Source organism: Actinosynnema sp. NPDC023587 (genome assembly GCF_040640215.1).
Taxonomy (GTDB): domain Bacteria; phylum Actinomycetota; class Actinomycetes; order Mycobacteriales; family Pseudonocardiaceae; genus Actinosynnema.
On sequence record NZ_JBFABG010000008.1, the window covers coordinates 40,496 to 63,383 of the forward strand.

Sequence of the window (22,888 nt, forward strand, 5' to 3'; positions counted from 1 at the left end):
TTCGTGGATCGCATCCGTCTCGCCGCCCGTGGGGGCGCGAGTGTTCTCGCCCCGGGTCACGCCCGGAGCCACTTCTCGGTGGCCTCCGCCGTCGCCGCCACCTCGGCCTCGATGAGGGCGAAGTGGTCGGCGGGCACCTCGGCGACGTCGCCGCCGACGTCCCAGGAGGGCCAGTCGGCACCGCCCGCCGAGCCCAGCCGCTCGCCGGCCCGCACCAGCAGGGTCCGGGTGGTGATCCGGGTGGCCGGTCGTTCGGTCAGCAGCCGCAGGTAGGTGCCCATGGCGAGCCAGTTGGCGTCGTCCACGGCGATGCCCTCGTGCCTGCGGTCGAGGATCTCGGTCATGACCGTGGTGAAGACGCGGCCGGTCTCCTCGCCCTCCGGCGTCGGGGTGTCGATCATGACCACCCCCGCCGGGGCCGTCCCCGCCTGCTCGAACCGCGCCGCGAGCGAGTGCGCCACGACGCCGCCGATGGAGTAGCCGACCAGCACGAACGGGTCGTCGCCGACGGTGCGGCGGATCGAGTCCGCCAGCACCTCGATCGCGGCGTCCCAGGTGGCCGGTGCCAGGTCGGTGCCCCGGAACCCCGGCAGCGAGCAGGCGAACACGTCCCGGCTCCCGTCGAACCGGTCGGCGAACCGCATGAACTGGTGCGGGCCCGAGCCGACCACGAACGACGGCACGCAGACGAGCTTCGGCAGGTCGCCGCCCGAGGCGAGCCGCACGACGTGCTCCCCGCCGGCGAGGTCGGCCGCCGACGTGAACGACGGCCGGAACCTCGACGCCTCGACCAGCAGCGGCACCGTCCCGCTGATCGCACCGGCCGCGTGGGCGTGGCGCAGCAGGGTGCCGAGCGTGCCCTCGCCACCCCCGTCGACGGTCGCCCCGGTGGTGGCGGTCGGCTCGGCGGCCACCTGCTCCACCTCGCCGAGCAGGAGCTCGGCCACGGCGGCGGAGGTCGGGTAGTCGAAGACCAGCGTCGAAGGCAGTCGCACGCCGGCGGCCTTGGCCAGCCTGTTGCGCAGGTCCACCGCCGCCAGCGAGTCGAAGCCGAGGTCGCGGAAGGCCCGGTCGGGCTCCACCTCACCGGGCGAGGCGTGCCCGAGGACGGCCGCGACCTGCGACCGCACCAGGTCCAGCGCGACGCCCTCCCACTGCTCGGCGGGCACCCCGGCCAACCGCTGGGCCAGCGATCCGGCCGCTTGGGCGCGGCGGGCCGGGACGAGGCCGCGCAGCAGCGCGGGGAGCACGCCCGAGCGGGCCTGCGCCCGCAGCGCGGCCAGGTCCAGCCGCACCGGCACCACCAGCGCTGCGTCGTGCCGCCGGGCCTGGTCGAACAGCTCCAAGCCCACGTCGGTCGTCAGCGGACTGACGCCCATGCGCTCCAGGCGGGCCAGGTCGGTGTCGTCCAAGCCGCCCGCCATGCCGCCGGCCTCGGCCCACAGGCCCCAGGCCAGCGAGGTCGCGGGCAGCCCGGCCGCCCGGCGGTGCGCCGCCAGCGCGTCCAAGAACGCGTTCGCGGCGGCGTAGTTGCCCTGGCCGGGACTGCCGACCAGCGCAGCCACCGAGGAGAACATGACAAACGCCGCGAGGTCCTGACCGTCCGTCAACTCGTGCAGGTGCAGCGCGGCATCCAACTTCGGCCGCAACACCCGATCAAGCTGCTCAACCGTCAACGACTCGACCACACCGTCGTCCAACACACCAGCCGCGTGCACCACAGCCGTCAACGGACGACCAAGCGAACCGAGCAACCCGGCCACCTGATCGCGGTCGGCGACGTCGCAGGCGGCAACGCGAGCCGACGCGCCGAGGTCGTCCAGTTCGGCGACCAACTCGGCCACGCCCTCGGCCGCTTCGCCCCGGCGGCTGACCAGCAACAGGTGCTTCGCACCGTGCTGCCGGACCAGGTGCCGGGCGAACAACGCACCCAGACCACTCGTACCGCCGGTGACCAGAACCACGCCCTCGGGGTCGAGCGCCGGCAGCGACACCGCCTGCGCGGCGGCACGGGCCAGCCTCGGCGCGAACGCCTTGCTCGCGCGCACGGCCACCTGCGGCTCGTCCGCGCCCAGCACCGACCAGTCCGGCACCGACCCGTCCACGTCCACCAGGACGAACCGGCCGGGGTGCTCGGACTGCGCACTGCGCACCAGACCCCACACCGGGGACTGCACCAGATCCGGCGACTCCTCACCGACCGCGATGGCCTCGCGCGTCACCACGACCAAGCGGGCGTCGGCGAACCGCTCGGCGGCCAGCCACCGCTGAAGCAGCCCGAGCGTGTCCGCCGTGACCGCCCGCGCGGCCTCGGCACCCGTTCCCGACGTCGACACCGCCGTCAGCACCACGTCCGGCACCGGAGCACCCTCCGCGACCGCCCGCTCCAACTCGCGCAGATCGGCGAACCGCTCCGACACACCAGGCACCTCGCCCAGAGCCACCACCCGCACCGAACCAGCCGACACCCCCACCGGAGCCCAATCGACCCGGTAGAGCGGGTTCCCCCGACCACGCCGCACACCTTCGAGCTGCGCCTGGTCGACAGGGCGGAACGCCAACCTCGCCACACTGCCCACCGGCACACCGTCCTCACCGACGAGATCGACGCGCAGCGCCGACTGGCCGGCCGAACCGATGCGCACCCGCACCCGGGACACGCCACTGGGCTCCAACCGCACACCCGACCACGAGAACGGCAGACCGGCGGACCGGCCGTCCCGGTCCAGCCAGTCCAGCCCGCTGTGCAGGGACGCGTCGAACAGCGCCGGGTGCAGACCGAACGGACGGGCCGCGTCGGCGTGCTCCTCGGGGAGCGACACCTCGGCGAACACCTCGTCACCGGCGCGCCACGCGGCCCGGACGCCTTGGAAGGCGGGGCCGTAGTCGAACCCGATGTCGACCAGCCGCCCGTACAGGGCGTCCACGTCGACCGACTCCGCACCGGCAGGCGGCCACTGGGCCGGCCAGGGCGTGACGGGCTCCGCGTCGAGGACGAGCGCACCCCGCGCGTGGCAGGTGGCCTCGCCGCCCTCGGGACGGGAGTAGACGGCGACCTCGCGGCGACCGTCCTCGTCCGCCTCGCCCACGGTGACCTGCAACCGGACGCCCGCGTCGGCGTCGAGGATCAGCGGTGCCTCCAGCACCAGGTCGTCCAGGACGGGGCTACCCGCGTGCCTGCCCGCCGCGACCGCCAGTTCCACGACGGCCGTGCCGGGCACGACCACCAGGCCCAGCACCACGTGGTCGCGCACCCACGGCGCGCTGTCCTGCGAGATCCGGCCGGAGAAGACCCACTCGTCGCGCTCCCCGAGCTGCACGGCACCGGCCAGCAGCGGGTGGTCCAGCCGCCCGAGACCGACCGCAGCCGCGTCCCCGGGCGCGGCACCCGGTTCGAGCCAGTACCGCTCACGCTGGAAGGCGTAGGTCGGCAACTCCACGCGCCGGGCCCGGGAAGGGGCGAAGTAGGCGTTCCAGTCGACCTGAATGCCGGCGATGTGCGCCTGCCCCAGGAACCCGGCAAACGTCTCCGGCTCGGGCTGACGTGCCCGCATCGCCGAGACGAACACGGCGTCGTCACTGTCCACGGCCTGCCGGGCCATCGCGGTCAGCACCGCGTCCGGCCCCAACTCCAAGAACCGCGTAACCCCTTCAGCCTGAAGCGTCCGAACCCCGTCGAAGAACCGCACCGCCTGACGGACGTGATCCACCCAGTAGCCAGGCTTCGTCAACTCAGTGGTCACCAGACCACCGGTCAAGTTCGAGACAACCGGAATACGCGGCTGCTCGAACGTCAACCCTTCGGCCAACGTACGGAATTCCGCCAACATCGGGTCCATGCGATGCGAGTGGAACGCGTGGCTCACCCGCAGGCGCGTGGTCTTGCGGTCCTGCCACTGCGGCAACCACCCCTCCACAGCGTCAAGATCACCCGACACCACCACCGAACGCGGACCGTTCACCGCCGCGATCGACAACCGGCCCTCGAACTCGACCAGAGAAGGAAGAACCTCCTCCTCCGTCGCCTGCACCGCCGCCATACCACCACCGGCAGGAAGTGCACCCATCAAACGACCCCGAGCCACCACCAACGCGGACGCGTCAGCAAGAGACAACACCCCGGCGACATGAGCCGCCGCGATCTCACCGACCGAATGTCCAATCAGGACATCCGGACGGACACCCAAAGACTCGACAAGCCGGAAAAGCGACACCTCAACGGCGAACAGAGCCGCCTGGGTGAACTCCGTCGAGTCCAGCAACCCAGCTTCGGGCGAACCCTCCGTCGCGAACAACACCGCCTTCAACGACCGACCAAGCCGCAAGTCGAGCTCGGCGCACACCTCGTCCAACGCCGCAGCGAACACCGGGTACACGGCGGACAACTCCGCGCCCATCCCGGCCCGCTGCGAACCCTGACCGGTGAACAACACCGCCGTCTTACCCGACACAGGCCGACCACGAGTCGTCAGCGCCGCCAACCCGGACAACAACTCATCCCGATCCGACGCCACGACCACCGCACGCTCGTCGAACGACGCGCGGGTCGTCGCCACTGAGTACGCGACGTCGATCACGTCCAGCTCGGGCCGGGCCGCGAGGTGCTCGCGCAGCCGTTCGGCTTGCGCCTGGAGGACAGCCTCGCTCTTGCCCGACAGGACCACCGGCACCGGCCCGAAGGCGGTGCGGTCGACCTGCTTCTCCTCCTGGCGCGGTGCCTCTTCGATGATGACGTGCGCGTTGGTGCCGCTGATGCCGAACGACGACACACCGGCCCGACGCGGCCGATCACCACCGGGCCACTGCTCGGCCTCGGTCAACAGCTTGATGTCACCGGCATCCCAGTCGATGTGCGGCGACGGCTCGTCCACGTTCAGCGTCTTGGGCAGCACGCCGTGGCGCATCGCCTGCACCATCTTGATCACACCGGCCACACCCGCAGCCGCAGACGTGTGACCGATGTTCGACTTGATCGACCCCAGGCGCAACGGACCATCGGCGCGCTCCTGGCCATAGGTCGCCAACAACGCCTGCGCCTCAATGGGATCACCCAACCGAGTACCCGTGCCGTGGCCCTCCACCGCGTCCACGTCGGCCGGGTTCAGTCCCGCGTTCGCCAGAGCCTGGCGAATCACGCGTTCCTGCGACGGACCGTTCGGCGCGGTCATGCCGTTGCTCGCGCCGTCCTGGTTGACCGCGCTGCCCCGCACCACGGCCAACACCTGGTGACCGTTGCGCAGGGCGTCCGACAACCGCTCCACGACGACCAACCCGAGGCCATCGGAGAAACCCGTGCCGTTCGCACCGGCCGCGTAGGACTTGCACAGACCATCCGGTGCCAGCCCGCGCTGCCTGCTGAACTCCACGAGCAGGAACGGTCCCGCCATGACGGTCACGCCACCTACCAAAGCCAGCGAGCACTCACCACTGCGCAACGCCTGAGAAGCCATGTGCAAAGCCACCAACGACGACGAACACGCCGTGTCCACCGACACCGCCGGGCCTTCCAGCCCCAGCGTGTACGCCACCCGACCGGAGACCACGCTGGTGGTGGCCCCCGTCAGGCGGAAGCCCTCGACCTCGGGCAGGCTGCCCGCCGGCATGGCCCCGTAGTCGGAGGAGCCGACGCCGAAGAACACGCCGGTGTCCGAGCCGCGCAGTGACGTCGGGTCCATCCCCGCGTCCTCCAGCGCTTCCCACGACGCCTCCAGCATCAGGCGCTGCTGCGGGTCCATCGCCAGCGCCTCGCGCGGGCTGACGCCGAAGAACCCGGCGTCGAAGTCGGCCACGCCGTCGACGAACCCGCCCGCGCGGGTCGAGATGGTGCCGAGCTGGTCGGGGTCCGGGTCGTAGAGCCGCTCCAGGTCCCACCCCCGGTCGGTCGGCAACCCGGAGATCGCGTCCCGCCCCTCGGCCACCAGCCGCCACAGCCGCTCCGGCGAGGTGACCCCGCCGGGGTAGCGGCAGCTCATACCCACGATCGCCAGCGGCTCGTCGGCCGTCGCGCGCGGGCGACGGGCCCGCACGACCGGTGCCGCCTGCTCGACGACACCGACCTCGGAGAGCAGCAGCTTCGCGATCGCGTCCGGCGTCGGGTGGTCGAAGACCAGCGTCGACGGCAGCCGCACGCCGCTCGCCTGGGTCAGGCGGTTGCGCAGCTCCACGGCGGCCAGCGAGTCGACGCCGAGGTCCTTGAACGCCCGGCCGGACTCCACGGCGTCGGGTGACGCGTGGCCCAGCACGGCCGCCACCTGAGTGCGCACGAGGTCGAGAACGACGTGTTCGCGCTCGCCCTCCGGCACGCCGGCCAATCGCTGGGCGAGCGAACCGCCCGCGTCGGCACGGCGGGCGGGCACGCGGACGAGTCCGCGCAGCAGCGCGGGCAGCAGGCCCGACCTGGCCTGCGCCCGCAGCGCGCCCAGGTCGAGCGCGACCGGCACCAGCAGGGCCGCGTCGACCTGCCGCGCCGCGTCGAACAGCGCCAGGCCCAGGTCGGCCGCGATGGGCTCGGTGCCCATCCTGGCCAGCCTCGCCAGCTCGGCTTCGTCCAGCTCGGCGGTCATCCCGGTCGCCTCGGCCCACAGGCCCCAGGCCAGCGAGGTCGCGGGCAGCCCGGCCGCGCGGCGGTGCGCCGCCAGCGCGTCCAAGAACGCGTTCGCGGCAGCGTAGTTGCCCTGACCGGGACTGCCGACCAACGCAGCCACCGAGGAGAACATGACGAACGCAGCGAGATCCTGCCCCGCCGTCAACTCGTGCAAATGCAGTGCCGCGTCCAACTTCGGCCGCAACACCCGATCAAGCTGCTCGACCGTCAACGACTCGACCACACCGTCGTCCAACACACCAGCGGCGTGCACCACAGCCGTCAACGGACGATCCAACGAACCCAACAACCCGACAACCTGGTCACGGTCGGCGACATCGCACGCCGCCACCCGAACCTCGCTGCCCAGACCCTCCAACTCCGCAGCCAGCTCGGCGGCCTCGCCCCGGCGACTGACCAGCAGCAAGTGCTTCACACCGTGCTGCCGGACCAGGTGCCGGGCGAACAACGCACCCAGACCACTCGTACCGCCGGTGACCAGAACCGTGCCCTCGGGGTCCAGCGCTCGCGGGGCACCCAGGGACTCGGTAGCCCGGACCAGCCGAGGCGCGAGGACCCGGCCGTCACGCACCGCGACCTGCGGCTCATCAGCCGCCACCAACACCGACCAATCCGGCGCGGACCCATCCACATCAACCAGAACGAACCGGCCGGGGTGCTCGGACTGCGCACTGCGCACCAAACCCCACACCGGGGACTGCACCAGATCCGGCGACTCCTCCCCCACCGCAACCGCACGCCGCGTCACCACGACCAGCCGGGTATCGGGCAGCCACTCACCGGCCAACCAGCGCCGCAGCAGGTCCAGGGTGTGCCCGGTGACCGCCCGCGCGGCCTGCGCGACCTCGCCCACCGGAGACCCCAGGGCGGTGACGACCACGTCCGGTGCCTGGGCACCTGCCGCGACCGCCTGCTCCAACGCCTCCAGGTCCGGGTAGCGGTCGCCCGCCCCGTCGAGCTCGCCGAGGAGGGCGACTCGTGCGGGTGTCCGCGTCGCCTCGGCGACCGGGGTCCAGTCGACGCGGTAGAGCGGATTGCGCCGCACACCTTCGAGCTGCGCCTGGTCGACAGGACGGAACGCCAACCTGGCCACACTGCCCACCGGCACACCGTCCTCACCGACGAGATCGACGCGCAGCGCCGACTGACCGGCCGAACCGATGCGCACCCGCACCCGGGACACACCGCTGAGCTCCAACCGCACACCCGACCACGAGAACGGCAGCTTGGCCGACGAGCCGTCACCGGGGTCGAGCCAGCCGAGGCCGCCGTGCAGGGCGGCGTCGAACAACGCCGGATGGAGACCGAAGCGACGGGCCGCGTCGGCGTGCTCCTCGGGGAGCGAAACCTCGGCGAACACCTCGTCACCGACGCTCCAGCCGGCGCGCAGCCCTTGGAAGGCGGGGCCGTAGTCGAACCCGACCTCGGCCAGCCGCGCGTAGAGGGCGTCCACGTCGACCGGCTCGGCACCAGCGGGCGGCCACTCCTCGGGCAGCCACGCCGGGGTGTCGGACCCGTCGGCGGCGACGGACCCGCGCGCGTGGCAGGTCGCGTCCTGCTCGGTCCCGGTTTCGGGCCGCGAGTAGAGCGCCACGGCGCGGCGGCCGTCCCCGTCGGGCTCGCCCAACGTGACCTGGAGCTGTCGAGCGGTGCCGTCCAGGATCAACGGCGCTTCGAGCACCAGCTCGTCGAGAACGGGGGTGCCCGCGTGCCGTCCTGCGGCGACGGCCAGTTCGACCAGCGCCGTGCCAGGCACGACGATCATGCCCAGGACACCGTGGTCCTGCGTCCACGGCGCGGTGTCCTGCGCGACGCGGCCGGTCAGCAGCCACTCGTCCCGGTCGCCGACCCGCACCGCAGCCGCCAGCAACGGGTGGTCGACACGCCCGAGCCCTGCGGCGACGGGGTCACCGGCACCGGTGCCCTGGGTCAGCCAGTACCGATCGCGCTGGAAGGCATAGGTGGGCAGCTCGACCCACCGGGCTCCCGTGGGTTTGTAGAAGGCGTTCCAGTCGATTTCAACACCGGCGATATGCGCCTGCCCCAAGAACCCGGCGAAGGTCTCCGGCTCGGACCGGCGAGCCCGCATCGCCGAAGCGAACACAGCGTCGTCACTGTCCACGGCCTGCCGGGCCATCGCGGTCAACACCGCATCCGGCCCCAACTCCAAAAACCGCGTAACCCCTTCAGCCTGAAGCGTCCGAACCCCGTCGAAGAACCGCACCGACTGACGAACGTGATCTACCCAGTAGCCAGGCTCGGTCAGCTCGGACGTCACCAGCCCCCCGGTCAAGTTCGACACGACCGGAATGCGCGACAGCTCGAACGTCAACCCTTCAGCGACCGCACGGAACTCCACCAACATCGCATCCATGCGATGCGAGTGGAACGCATGACTCACCCGCAAGCGCGTGGTCTTACGGTCCTGCCACTGCGGCAACCACTCCTCCACCGCGTCCACATCACCCGACACCACAACAGAGCGAGGCCCATTCACCGCCGCAATCGACAACCGGCCCTCGAACTCGACCAGAGAGGGAAGAACCTCCTCCTCCGTCGCCTGCACCGCCGCCATACCACCACCGGTCGGAAGTGCACCCATCAAACGACCCCGGGCAACGACCAACGCGGACGCGTCAGCCAAGGACAGCACGCCCGCGACGTGCGCCGCCGCGATCTCCCCGACCGAGTGTCCAATCAGGACATCCGCACGGATGCCAAGTGACTCGACAAGCCGGTAAAGAGAAACCTCGACCGCGAACAATGCGGCCTGGGTGAACTCCGTGGAGTCCAGCAACGCCGCCTCGGGCGAACCCTCCGTCGCGAACAACACCGCCTTCAACGACCGGCCAAGCCGCGAATCAAGCTCCGCGCACACTTCGTCGAGCGCTTCGGCAAAGACCGGGTAGGCGGTGGACAACTCCGCACCCATCCCGGCCCGCTGCGAACCCTGACCGGTGAACAACACCGCCGTCTTACCCGACACCGGACGACCACGAGCCGTCAGCGCAGCCAGACCCGCCAACAACTCGTCCCGATCCGACGCCACGACCACCGCACGCTCATCGAGTTGAGCCCGCGTCGTCGCAGCCGAGAACGCGACGTCGGCCAGGTTCAGCCCGGGTTGCGCGGCCAGGTGGTCGCGCAGCCGGTCGGCCTGTGCCCGGAGTGCCGCCTCCCCCTTGCCCGACACCAACACCGGCAAGGGAACCGTGACCGTGGGCACGGCGGCGGCGGGAGCGTCCTCGACCGGCGCTTCCTCGATGATGACGTGCGCGTTGGTCCCGCTGATGCCGAACGACGACACGGCAGCCCGGCGCGGACGCGTGGATGCCGTCCACTCCTCGGCCTCGGTCAACAACCGGATCTCGCCCGCGTCCCAATCGACGTGCGGCGACGGCTCATCGACGTTCAGCGTCTTCGGCAGCAGGCCGTGACGCATCGCCTGCACCATCTTGATCACACCAGCCACACCAGCAGCCGCAGACGTATGACCGATGTTCGACTTGATCGACCCCAACCGCAACGGACCACCAGCCCGCTCACGCCCATAGGTCGCCAGCAACGCCTGCGCCTCAATGGGGTCACCGAGTTTGGTGCCGGTCCCGTGGCCCTCCACCGCGTCCACGTCGGCCGGGCTCAGTCCGGAGCTCGCCAACGCCTGGCGAATCACGCGCTCCTGCGCCGGACCGTTGGGAGCGGTCAGGCCATTGCTCGCGCCGTCCTGGTTGATCGCACTACCGCGCACCACGCCCAGGATGCGACGACCGTTGCGACGCGCGTCCGACAAACGCTCCAACACCAGCAGACCCAGACCGTCAGAGAACCCGGTCCCATCCGCCCCAGCCGCATAGGACTTGCACCGGCCATCGGGAGCCAGGCCGCGCTGCCTGCTGAACTCCACCATCAGGAACGGCCCGGCCAACACCGTCACGCCACCCACAAGAGCCAGCGAGCACTCACCGTTGCGCAACGCCTGAGCGGCCATGTGCATGGCCACCAACGACGACGAACACGCCGTGTCCACCGACACCGCCGGACCCTGTAGCCCGAAGCTGTAGGCCACCCGCCCGGACACGACGCTGGAGGTGGTGCCGGTCAGGCGGAAGCCTTCCAGCTCCGGCGGCATCGTGCCGCCGTAGTCCGACGTCACCACACCGCAGAATACGCCCGTGTCCGAACCCCGCAACGACGTCGGATCGAGGCCCGCATCCTCGAACGCCTCCCAGGACGCCTCCAGCAACAACCGCTGCTGCGGGTCCATCGCCAACGCCTCACGCGGACTCACACCGAAGAATCCGGCGTCGAACTCGGCGGCGTCCTGGATGAACCCGCCGCCGCGCGTGGACAGCGTGCCGAGGTGGTCGGGGTCCGGGTCGTACAACCGCTCCAGGTCCCAACCTCGGTCGGTCGGGAGCCCCGAGATCGCGTCACGGCCTTCGGCCACGAGTTGCCACAACTGCTCGGGCGAAGTGACTCCACCGGGGTAGCGGCAACTCATGCCCACGATCGCCAACGGCTCATCCGCCTTGGCGCGCCGTTGCCGCACTACCGGCCGCACGACCTCTTCGACGCCGCTGACCTCGGTCAGCAGTAGGCGGGTGACCGCCAGGGGCGTCGGGTGGTCGAAGACCAACGTCGACGGCAGCCGCACACCACTCGCCTGAGTCAGACGATTGCGCAGCTCCACAGCGGCCAGCGAGTCAAACCCGAGCTCCTTGAACGCCCGCTCGGAGTCGATGGCGTCAGGTGACGCGTGCCCCAGCACGGCAGCCACCTGTGCTCGGACCAGGTCGAGCGCGACCCGTTCCCAGTCGGTCTTCGACACGTCCGCCAAGCGCTGTGCCAACGAGCCGGAGGCGGATTCCGCACGACGGGCGGGCATCCGCACCAGCCCGCGCAGCAACGCGGGCAGCATTCCCGACCGCGCCTGGGCGCGCAGTGCGCCCAGATCGAGCCGAACCGGCACCAGTAGTGCGTTGTCCAACGCGAACGCCCGGTCGAACAGCTCCAGACCCAACTCGGTCGACAGCGCACCGACACCCTGGCGTTCAAGACGGGCGAGTTCCGCCTCGTCCAGCTCACCGGTCATCCCCGTGCTGTCCGCCCACAAACCCCACGCCAACGACGTCGCGACAAGCCCCTCAGCACGACGACGGGCCGCCAGCGCATCCAGAAACGCGTTCGCGGCGGCATAGTTGCCCTGACCGGGACTGCCGACCAACGCAGCCACGGAGGAGAACATGACGAACGCAGCAAGATCCTGCCCCGCCGTCAACTCGTGCAAGTGCAGGGCGGCATCCAACTTCGGCCGCAACACCCGATCAAGCTGCTCGACCGTCAACGACTCGACCACACCGTCGTCCAACACACCAGCCGCGTGCACCACGGCCGTGAGCGGACGATCCAACGAACCCAACAACCCGACAACCTGGCCACGGTCGGCGACGTCACACGCCACCACCCGAACCTCGCTGCCCAGACCCTCCAACTCCGCGACCAGCTTGGGCACGCCCTCGGCGTTCTGGCCACGACGGCTGACCAACAGCAGGTGCCGTGCACCGTGCTCAGTGACCAGGTGTCGGGCCACCAGCGCGCCAAGACCACTCGTGCCACCGGTGACCAGCACCGTGCCATCCGGGTCCAGCGGCGACGCCTCGGGCGAGGCGGTCCCGGTGACCCGGGCGAGCCGTGGCGCGAGCGCCTTGCCCTCACGCACCGCGAGCTGCGGCTCATCAGCCGACACCAACACCGACCAGTCCGGCGCGGAATCATCCACGTCCACCAACAAGAACCGGCCGGGGTGCTCGGACTGCGCACTGCGCACCAGACCCCACACCGGGGACTGCACCAGATCCGGCGACTCCTCCCCCACCGCAACCGCACGCCGCGTCACCACGGCCAACGTGACCCCGGCGAACCGGTCGTCGGCCAGCCAGCGCCGCAGCAGGTCCAGCGTGCGGGCGGTGACGGCCCTGGCCGCCTCCGCGACGTCACCCGCCGGGGATTCCGCAGTGGCGACAACGAGTTCCGGTGCCTCCGCGTTGCCGGCCAGCGCATCCAGGTCGGCCGTGGAGCCCAGTTCCGCGACCCGCAGGCGGCCCGGCGCGCCCTCGGCCCGGACCGGTGCCCACTCGACCGCGAACATCGCGTCGGGCCCCGACCGCCGGGCACCTTCGAGCTGGGCCTGATCGACCGGGCGGGCGACGATCGACCGGACCGACACGACCTCGGCCCCCTCGTCGTCCACCGCGTCGAGGCGCAGTTCGGAATCGCCGGTCGAGACGACGCGGACGCGCAGCCGCGACGTGCCCAAATGGCGCAGGCTGACGCCGGACCAGCTGAACGGCATCCGGTGCTTGCTGTCGCCGCCGTCGATCAGCAGGACCGCGCCGCTCTGGAGCGCGGCGTCGAACAGGGCAGGGTGGATGCCGAAGCGCCGCGCCGCGTCGGTGTGCTCATCGGCGAGGGAGACCTCGGCGTAGACCTCGTCCCCGTCCCGCCACGCGGCGCGCAAGCCCTGGAAGATCGGGCCGTAGTCGTAGCCGATGTCGGTGAGGCGGCTGTAGAGCGCGTCGACGGGCAGCGGCTCCGCGCCCTCCGGCGGCCACTCGGCGGGCCACGGCGCGGCAGCGTCGGCCTCGGGGACGAGCGTGCCCCGCGCGTGACAGGTCGCCTCGGCACCCGCACCGCTCTCGGGACGCGTGTAGATCGCGACCGGGCGACGACCGTCGTCGGTGGCTTCGCCCACGCTGACCTGGACTTGGACGGCGACACCGTCCTGAAGCAGCATCGGGGCTTCGAGAACGAGCTCCTCGACCACCGGGCTACCGGCCAGCCTGCCCGCCGTGAGCGCCAGTTCGACCAGGCCGGTGCCGGGCACCACGATGTTGTCGAGGAGAACGTGCTCGGCGACCCACGGCTGGCTGTCGGTCGACAGGCGGCCGGTGAACAGCCACTCGTCCCGATCACCGACCACGACAACGGCGGCCAGCAGCGGGTGGTCAAGGCGACCGAGGCCGGAAGTGGCGGGGTTCGACTCGCCGCTGTCGTGCGCGAGCCAGTAACGCTCACGCTGGAAGGCGTAGGTGGGCAACTGGACCCGTTGTGCGCCAAGGGGTTTGTAGAAGGCGTTCCAGTCGATCTCGACCCCGGCGACGTGCGCCTGCCCCAGGAACCCGGCGAAGGTCTCCGACTCGGGCTGACGAGCCCGCATGGCCGAGGCGAACACGGCCTGCTCACCGTCAAGAGCCTGTCGGGCCATCGCGGTCAACACCGCATCCGGACCCAACTCCAAGAACCGCGTGACGCCCTCGGCGCGCAACGTCCGAACCCCGTCGAAGAACCGCACCGCCTGACGGACGTGATCCACCCAGTAGCCAGGCTCGGTCAGCTCGGACGTCACCAAACCACCGGTCAGGTTCGACACCACGGGAATGCGCGGCTGCTCGAACGTCAATCCTTCAGCGACCGCGCGGAACTCGGCCAACATCGGGTCCATGCGATGCGAGTGGAAGGCATGGCTCACTCGCAGGCGCGTGGTCTTGCGGTCCTGCCACTGCGGCAACCACCCCTCCACAGCGTCGAGATCACCCGACACCACCACCGAACGCGGACCGTTCACCGCCGCGATCGACAACCGGCCCTCGAACTCGACCAGAGAGAGAAGAACTTCCTCCTCCGTCGCCTGCACCGCCGCCATACCACCACCGGCAGGAAGTGCGCCCATCAAACGACCCCGAGCCACCACCAACGCGGACGCATCAGCCAAAGACAGCACCCCGGCGACATGCGCCGCCGCGATCTCACCGACCGAGTGTCCAATCAGGACATCCGGACGGACACCGAGCGACTCGACGAGCCGGAAGAGCGACACCTCAACAGCGAACAACGCCGCCTGAGTGAATTCGGTCGAATCCAGCAACGCGGCCTCGGGCGAACCCTCCGTCGCGAACAGCAACGCCTTCAACGACCGACCAAGCCGCGAATCAAGCTCCGCGCACACCTCGTCCAACGCCGCAGCGAATACCGGGTATGCCGCAGCCAAACCGGCACCCATGCCCGCCCGCTGCGAACCCTGACCGGTGAACAACAATGCCGTCTTGCCAGCGACAGGCCGTCCTCGGGTCGTGAGCGCGGCCAGGCCCGCCAGGAGTCCTTCACGGTCCGACGCCACCACAGCGGCCCGCTCGTCGAGGTGCGCCCTGCCGGTGGCCGCCGAGTACGCGACATCGACCAGTCCTAGGCCGGGTCGGGCCGCCAGGTGCTCGCGCAGGCGGTCGGCCTGCGCTCGGAGCGCCGCCTCGCCCTTGCCCGACACCAACACCGGAACGGGAATCGACACCGGGGCCGGAACGGCGGCGGGAGCGTCCTCGGCAGGCGCTTCCTCGATGATGACGTGCGCGTTGGTGCCACTGATACCGAACGACGACACACCGGCCCGACGCAACCGATCACCAGCAGGCCACTGCTCGGCCTCGGTCAACAGCTTGATGTCACCGGCATCCCAATCCACATGCGGCGACGGCTCGTCCACATTCAACGACCTCGGCAACACACCATGGCGCATCGCCTGCACCATCTTGATCACACCAGCCACACCAGCAGCCGCAGACGTATGACCAATATTCGACTTGATCGACCCCAGACGAAGCGGACCGGCCGAACGCTCCTGGCCATAAGTCGCCAACAACGCCTGCGCCTCGATCGGATCACCCAACCGAGTACCCGTCCCGTGGCCCTCCACCGCGTCCACGTCGGCGGGGGTCAACCCGGCGCTGGCGAGCGCTTGGCGGATGACCCGCTCCTGCGAGGGACCATTCGGGGCGGTCAAACCGTTGCTCGCACCGTCCTGGTTGACCGCGCTGCCCCGCATCACGGCCAACACCTGGTGGCCGTTGCGGCGGGCGTCGGACAGGCGTTCCATGACCAGGAGGCCGACGCCGTCGGCGAAGCCGGTGCCGTCGGCGGCGGCGGCGTACGGCTTGCAGCGGCCGTCGGGAGCCAGTCCGCGCTGCCTGCTGAACTCCAGCATCAGGAACGGCCCGGCCAGCACCGTCACGCCACCTACGAGAGCCAGCGAGCACTCACCGTTGCGCAACGCCTGAGCGGCCATGTGCATGGCCACCAACGACGACGAACACGCCGTGTCGATGGTCACCGTGGGGCCTTCCAGCCCCAGGCTGTAGGCGATGCGGCCGGCGACCACGCTCGCGGCCTTGCCGGTCAGCCGGAAGCCCTCGAACTCGGGCGGCATCGAACCGCCGTAGTTGGAGTCCACCGAGCCGCAGAATACGCCGGTGGCGGAGCCGCGCAGCGAGGACGGGTCGATCCCGGCGTCCTCGAACGCCTCCCACGCCGTTTCCAACACCAACCGCTGCTGCGGGTCCATCGCCAACGCCTCACGGGGGCTCACGCCGAAGAAACCGGCGTCGAACTCGCCGACGTCCTCGATGAAACCGCCGCCGGAGGCGTAGACCTTGCCCGCCCGCTCGGGGTCCGGGTCGTAGAGCCGCTCGACGTCCCAGCCGCGATTCGCGGGCAGGCCGCCGACGGCGTCACGGCCGTCGGCGACGAGTCGCCACAGCTCCTCCGGCGAGCCGACCCCGCCGGGGTAGCGGCAGCCCATGCCCACGATCGCCAACGGCTCGGTGGACTGGGCGAGCAGACGCCGGTTCTGCTGCCTGAGGCGCTCGGTCTCCTTGAGCGACTTGCGCAGCGCCCCGACGAGTTCGTTCTGGTTGGTCGCCATCGCCTACGCCTCCACGTCCGCCTGGGCCATGCGGATCAGGGCTTCGGCGTCCATCTCGTCGATCGAGGGCTCGTCGTCGTCCTGGTCCGCGCTTTCGTCGGCATCGCCACCGGCCAGCTCAAGCAGCGCTTCGAGCAGTCCCGCCTGACGCAGGCGGCCGATCGGGATCGAGGTGAGCACGTCGCGGATCTCGTCCTCCTCCGACCGGCGTCGCGGGGTGCCCGTGGTGCCGGGCATGGCCGCCGGCACCAGGTACCGGGCGACGGCCAGCGGTGTGGGGTGGTCGAACACGAGCGTGGTGGGCAGCCGGAGGCCCGTGGCCCGGGTGAGCCGGTTGCGCAGCTCGACCGCGGCGAGCGAGTCGAACCCGAGCTCTTTGAACGCCCGCTCGGGGCCGACGTCCTCGGCCGAGGAGTGCGCGAGGACCGAGGCGACCTGGGCCCGCACGAGGTCGAGGGCGACCCGCTCCCAATCCGCCTGCGGGACACCTGCCAGCCGCTGGGCCAGCGATCCGCCGGTGGTCTCCGCGCGCCGGGCCGGGACCTTGACCAGGCCGCGCAGCAGCGCGGGCAGGATGCCCGCCCTCGCCTGGGCGCGCAGCGCGCCCAGGTCCAGCCGGACCGGGACGAGCAGCGCCTCGTCGACGTGCCGGGCGCGGTCGAACAGCTCCAGACCCAACTCGGTCGACAGCGCACCGACACCCTGGCGTTCGAGGCGGGCAAGCTCGGCTTCGTCCAGCTCACCGGTCATCCCCGTGCTGTCCGCCCACAAACCCCACGCCAACGACGTCGCGACAAGCCCCTCAGCACGGCGACGGGCCGCCAGCGCATCCAGAAACGCGTTCGCGGCGGCGTAGTTGCCCTGACCGGGGCTGCCGATCAGGGCGGCGACCGAGGAGAACAGCACGAACGCCGAGAGGTTCTGCCCCGCCGTGAGCTCGTGCAGGTGCAGGGCGGCGTCCAGCTTGGGCCGCATGACCCGCTCCACCTGCTCGGGCGTCAGCGATTCGATCACGCCGTCGTCCAGCACGCCCGCCGAGTGCACGACAGCGGTCAGCGGACGTTCCAGCGAACCCAGCAGCCCGGCCACCTGGTCGCGGTCGGCGACGTCGCACGCCGCCACCCGAACCTCGCTGCCCAGGCCCTCCAGCTCCGCGACCAGCTCGGCCACACCTTCGGCCGCCGCGCCACGGCGGCTGACCAGCAGCAGGTGCCGGGCACCGTGTTCAGCGACCAGGTGCCGGGCGAACAACGCGCCCAGACCACTCGTGCCGCCGGTGACCAGGACGGTCCCGTCGGGGTCGATCGGGGCGGGCACGGTCAGGACGACCTTGCCGGTGTTGCGGCCCTCGCGCAGGAACCGGAACGCCTCCGCACCCCGCCGCACGTCCCACGTCCGGATCGGCGAGTGGCTCAGCACGCCCTGCTCGAACAGGCCCACGACCTCCAGCAGCATCTCCTGAATGCGCTCAGGACCCGCCTCGAACAAGTCATACGCCCGATAACGAACCCCCGGGTGCTCCCGCGCCACCACCTCCGGATCACGCAGATCCGCCTTGCCCATCTCGACAAACCGACCACCACGCGGCAACAAATCCAACGACGCATCAACAAACTCACCGGCCAACGCGTCCAACACCACGTCCACACCGGCACCACCGGTCAACCCCAGGAACTTCTCCCGGAACTCCAAGTCACGCGACGACGCGATCCGCTCCTGCGCCACACCCAACCCACGCACCGCATCCCACTTCGGCGCGCTCGCCGTCGCGAACACCTCAGCACCCAAGTGACGAGCCAACTGCACCGCAGCCATACCCACACCACCCGCAGCCGCATGCACCAACACACGCTCACCACGAGACAGATTCGCCAGATCCACCAACCCGTACAACGCGGTCAGATACACCACCGGAACCGCAGCAGCCTCGGCGAAGGAGAAACCCTCCGGCATCGGCACGATCATCCGCCGGTCGGCCACGGCGACGGTGCCGAAGGCGTCCAGCACCAGACCCATGACGCGGTCGCCCACGGCCAGGTCGGTCACACCCGCGCCGACCTCCAGCACGACACCCGCAGCCTCACTGCCCAACGGCGCATCGCCGGGGTAAAGACCCAGCGCGATCAGGACATCACGGAAGTTCAGACCCGCAGCCCGAACCCCCACCCGCACCTCACGAGTGCCCAACGGCCGACCACCGTCGGAACCCAGGATCGCCAGGTCGTCCAGCGAACCCTTCCGCTCGATCGCCAGTCGCCACGCGCCGCCCGTTGACTCGGCGGGGGCGCGGCCGAGTCGGGGCGCGAGGACCCGGCCACCGCGCACGGCCACCTGCGGCTCGTCCAGTCCGGCCAGGGCGGGCCAGTCGGGCGCGGAGTCGTCCACATCCACCAGCAGGAACCGGCCCGGGTGCTCGGACTGCGCGCTGCGCACCAGACCCCACACGGGCGACTGCGCCAGGTCCACGATCTCGTCGCCCACCGCGACGCCGCCGTGGGTCACCACGACCAGGCGCGCCTCGGCCAACCGGTCAGCGGCCAGCCAGCGGCGCAGCAGGTCGAGCAGGGTCGCGGTGACCTGCCGCGCGGTCTCGGCCGCCGAACCGCCCCCGGCGGGGACCGCGACGGCGGTGAGCACCACGTCCGGCGCGGGGGCACCGTCGGCGGCGGCCCGCTCCAGCGCGTCGAGGTCGGCGAAGCGCTCACCGGCGGCGTCCAGGTCACCGAGGACGGCGACCCGCGCCGACGACGCGGAGCCCTCGGCGACCGCGATCCAGTCGAGGTGGAACAGGGAGCGCCGGCTACCGCCCTGGTCGGCCTCCAGTTGCGCGGGGTCGACCGGGCGGACGGCGATGGCGTCGACCGCCACGACCGGTGCCCCGGTCTCGTCCACGACGTCGAGACGACGCGCGGAGTCGGCGGCCGGGCTGATCCTGGCGCGCAGGCGCGGACCGCCGCCGTGGCCGAGCCGGACCCCGGACCACGAGAAGGGCAGGTCCGTCGGGTCACCCGCCGCCTTGTCGAGCAGGCCGCCGTGCAGGGCGGCGTCGAACAGCGCCGGGTGCACGGCGAACCCGGTGCCGCCCGCGTCCTCGGGCAGCGCGAGTTCCGCGTAGACGTGCCCGCCGGACCGCCAGGCCGCGCGCAGGCCCTGGAACAGCGGGCCGTAGTCGTAGCCCGCCTCCGCCAGCCTCGGGTACAGCGACTCCACCGCGACCGGTTCGGCACCTTCCGGCGGCCACACCGCCGGGAACGGCTCGGACGGTGCCGCGCCGGTGGTCAGCCGGCCCCGGGCGTGGCAGGTCACCTCGTCCTCGGCGTCGTCCGCGGCGGTCTCGGGGCGCGAGTAGACGGCCACCTCGCGGCGGCCCTCGTCGTCCGGTGCCGCGACGGTGACCTGCACCCGCCGGCCGGTGTCCTCGGGCAGGACCAGCGGGGCTTCGAAGACGAGTTCGTCGACCACGGGGCAGCCCGCGCGGCCCGCCGCCGCCAGGACCATCTCGACCACGGCCGCACCGGGCACGATCACCGTGCCGAACACGGCGTGGTCGCGCGTCCACGGCTGGGACTCCTGGGACAGGCGGCCGGTGAACACCCACTCGTCGCGGTCGGCGACCTGCACGGCCGCCGCCAGCACCGGGTGCTCCAGGCGGCCGAGGCCCGCCGCCGCCGGGTCACCCGCGCCCACGCCGGGCAGCAGCCAGTACCGCTCGCGCTGGAAGGCGTAGGTGGGCAGGGAGGTCCGCCGCGCGCCGCTGCCCGCGAAGAACGCGGACCAGTCGACCATGACCCCGGCCACGTGGGCTTCGGCCAGGGAGAGGGCGAACCGCTCCGGGCCGCCCTCCTCCCGGCGCAGCGAGCCGACCGCCGCCACCCGGTCCGCGACGTCGGCGGCCTGGGCCGTCTCGGCCACGGCCATGCCGAGCACCGGGTGCGGCGAGACCTCCACGAAGCAGGTCGTGCCGTTCTCGACGAGCGCGCGCACGGCGGGCTCGAAGCCGACGCGCCCGCGCAGGTTGCGGTACCAGTAGCCGGCGTCGAGGCCGGCGGTGTCGATGAACCCGCCCTCGGCCGTCGAGTAGAACGGGATGGTGCCGGTGCGCGGCGCGACGGGTGCCAGGCTCGCCAGCACCTCGTCCCGGATGGCCTCGACCTGCGCGGAGTGCGACGCGTAGTCCACCGTGACCCGCCGCGCCCGCACGCCGTCGCGCTCGCACGCCGCGAGCAGGTCGTCCAGCGCGTCGGGCTCGCCCGCGACGACCACCGTCGCGGGGCCGTTGACCGCCGCCACCGAGACCCGCCCGGCGTAGGGCTCCACGCGCGCCTCGACCTGGTCCACCGGGAGCGAGACGGACATCATGCCGCCGTGGCCCGCCAGCCGTTCGCGCACCGCGCGGCTGCGCAGCGCCACGACGCGCGCGGCGTCGTCCAGCGACAGCGCACCGGCCACGTACGCCGCGGCGATCTCGCCCTGGGAGTGCCCCAGGACCGCGCTCGGCTCGACGCCGTAGGACCGCCACAGCGCCGCCAGGGACACCATCACCGCGAACAGCGCCGGCTGCACCACGTCGACCCGCTCCAACGACGGCGCGCCGGGGGCACCGCGCAGCACGTCCTCCAGCCGCCAGTCGACGTACCGGGACAGCGCCGTGGAGCAGGCGGCCACCTCGGCGGCGAAGACGGGCGAGGAGTCGAGCAGCCCCACCGCCATCCGCTCCCACTGCGAGCCCTGGCCGGGGAACACGAACACGGCCTTGGCACCCGCCGGGGTCCCCTCGACCACGTTCGGGGCGGGCTCTCCCGCCGACAGCGCGCGCAACCCGGCCAGCAGCTCGCCCCGGTCGGCGGCCACGACCACGGCCCGGCGCTCCAGGTGCGCCCGCGTGGTCGCCAGCGAGAAGCCCAGGTCGAGCAGGCTGTCGTCGGGGCGGGCGATCATCTGCGCGCGGACCCGGTCGGCCTGCTCGCGCAAGGCGGCCTCGTCGCGGGCGGACAGCGGCACGGGCACGGCGGGCGGCGGCACGGCCACGGGCGGTGCGCCGGCCTCGTCGGCGGGTGCCTCTTCGAGGATGACGTGCGCGTTGGTGCCGCTGACGCCGAAGGAGGACACGGCGGCGCGGCGCGGCCGGTCGGTGGCGGGCCACTTCTCGGCCTCGGTCAGGAGCCGGACCTCGCCCGCGCTCCAGTCGACGTGCGACGACGGCGCGTCGACGTGCAGGGTGCGCGGCAGCACCTCGTGGCGCATGGCCATGACCATCTTGATGATCCCGGCGACGCCGGCGGCGGCCTGCGTGTGACCGATGTTCGACTTGACCGACCCCAGGCGCAGCGGGCCGTTCGCCCGGTCCCGCCCGTAGGTCGCGAGCAGCGCCCGCGCCTCGATCGGGTCGCCGAGCGGGGTCCCGGTGCCGTGGCCCTCCACGACGTCCACGTCGGCGGGGCCCAAGCCCGCGCCCGCCAGCGCCTGCCGGATCACCCGCTCCTGCGACGGGCCGTTCGGCGCGGTCAGGCCGTTGGACGCGCCGTCCTGGTTGACCGCGCTGCCCCGGACCAGGCCCAGGACGCGGTGGCCGTGGCGGCGCGCGTCCGACAGCCGCTCGACGACCAGCAGCCCGGCACCCTCGGCCCAGCCGACGCCGTCGGCGGCCTCGGCGTAGGCCTTGCAGCGCCCGTCCGGGGACACCCCCCGCTGGCGGCTGAACTCGACGAACACGTTGGGGCGGGCCAGGACCGTCACGCCGCCCACCAGCGCCAGGGAGCACTCGCCGGCGCGCAGCGACCGGGCCGCGAGGTGCAGGGCGACCAGCGACGAGGAGCAGGCGGTGTCCACCGACACCGCGGGCCCCTCGAACCCGAACGTGTAGCTCAGGCGGCCGGACGCGACGCTGCTCGCCGACGCGATCGTCAGGTAGCCCTCGATCTCGGGGCGGCGGTCGCTGGTGCCCGCGACAAATCCGTAGTCCTGGTACATGACACCGCAGAACACGCCGGTGTCCGAACCGCGCAACGACGTCGGGTCGATGCCGGCGTCCTCGAACGACTCCCACGCCGTCTCCAGCAGCAGGCGTTGCTGCGGGTCCATCGCCAGCGCCTCGCGCGGGCTGATGCCGAAGAAGTCCGCGTCGAACTCGCCCGCCCGGTCGACGAACCCGCCGCCCCGGGTGTAGGAGGTGCCGGTGTGGTCGGGGTCGGGGTGGTAGAGCCCTTCGACGTCCCAGCCCCGGTCGCCGGGGAACTCCGAGGTGCCGATGCGGCCGTCGGCCACGAGTCGCCACAGCTCGTCCGGCGACGCCACGCCGCCGGGGTAGCGGCAGCCCATGCCGACGATGGCCAGGGGCTCGACCGCCCGGTCCTCGTGCTCCCTCAGCCGCGCCTTGGTCTCGGTGAGTTCGACGGCAACCCGCTTGAGGTACTTGAGAACCTTCTCCTGCTGAGGGTCGGTGCCCCCGGCACCGGTGGCCACGTCGCCGTCAACGCTCATCTTCGCCTTGCTCCCAGTGGTCGTGCGGTCGTGCGGTCGCGGGGTTGGTGTGG

At 71.7% G+C, this 22,888-nt stretch carries 2 protein-coding genes; both read right to left on the reverse strand.

Features of this window, described 5'->3' with window-relative positions; genetic code table 11:
• Window positions 1-56: 56 nt before the first annotated feature.
• Window positions 57-16,355: a type I polyketide synthase gene (locus tag AB0G01_RS21750; protein ID WP_360948211.1), complete on the reverse strand. Its 16,299-nt coding sequence runs from the start codon at window positions 16,353-16,355 to the stop codon at window positions 57-59.
• A gap of 3 nt (window positions 16,356-16,358) precedes the next feature.
• Window positions 16,359-22,835 carry a type I polyketide synthase gene (locus AB0G01_RS21755; RefSeq protein ID WP_360948213.1) on the reverse strand — a complete coding sequence of 2,159 codons (6,477 nt, stop codon included), beginning with the start codon at window positions 22,833-22,835 and terminating at the stop codon, window positions 16,359-16,361.
• Between the last annotated feature and the right edge of the window lie 53 nt (window positions 22,836-22,888).

Bases quoted from the DNA above. Each gene is read 5' to 3' on its own strand.
- AB0G01_RS21750 (WP_360948211.1), bottom strand. From the start codon at position 16,355: ATGGCGACCAACCAGAACGAACTCGTCGGGGCGCTGCGCAAGTCGCTC.
- AB0G01_RS21755 (WP_360948213.1), bottom strand. From the start codon at position 22,835: ATGAGCGTTGACGGCGACGTGGCCACCGGTGCCGGGGGCACCGACCCT.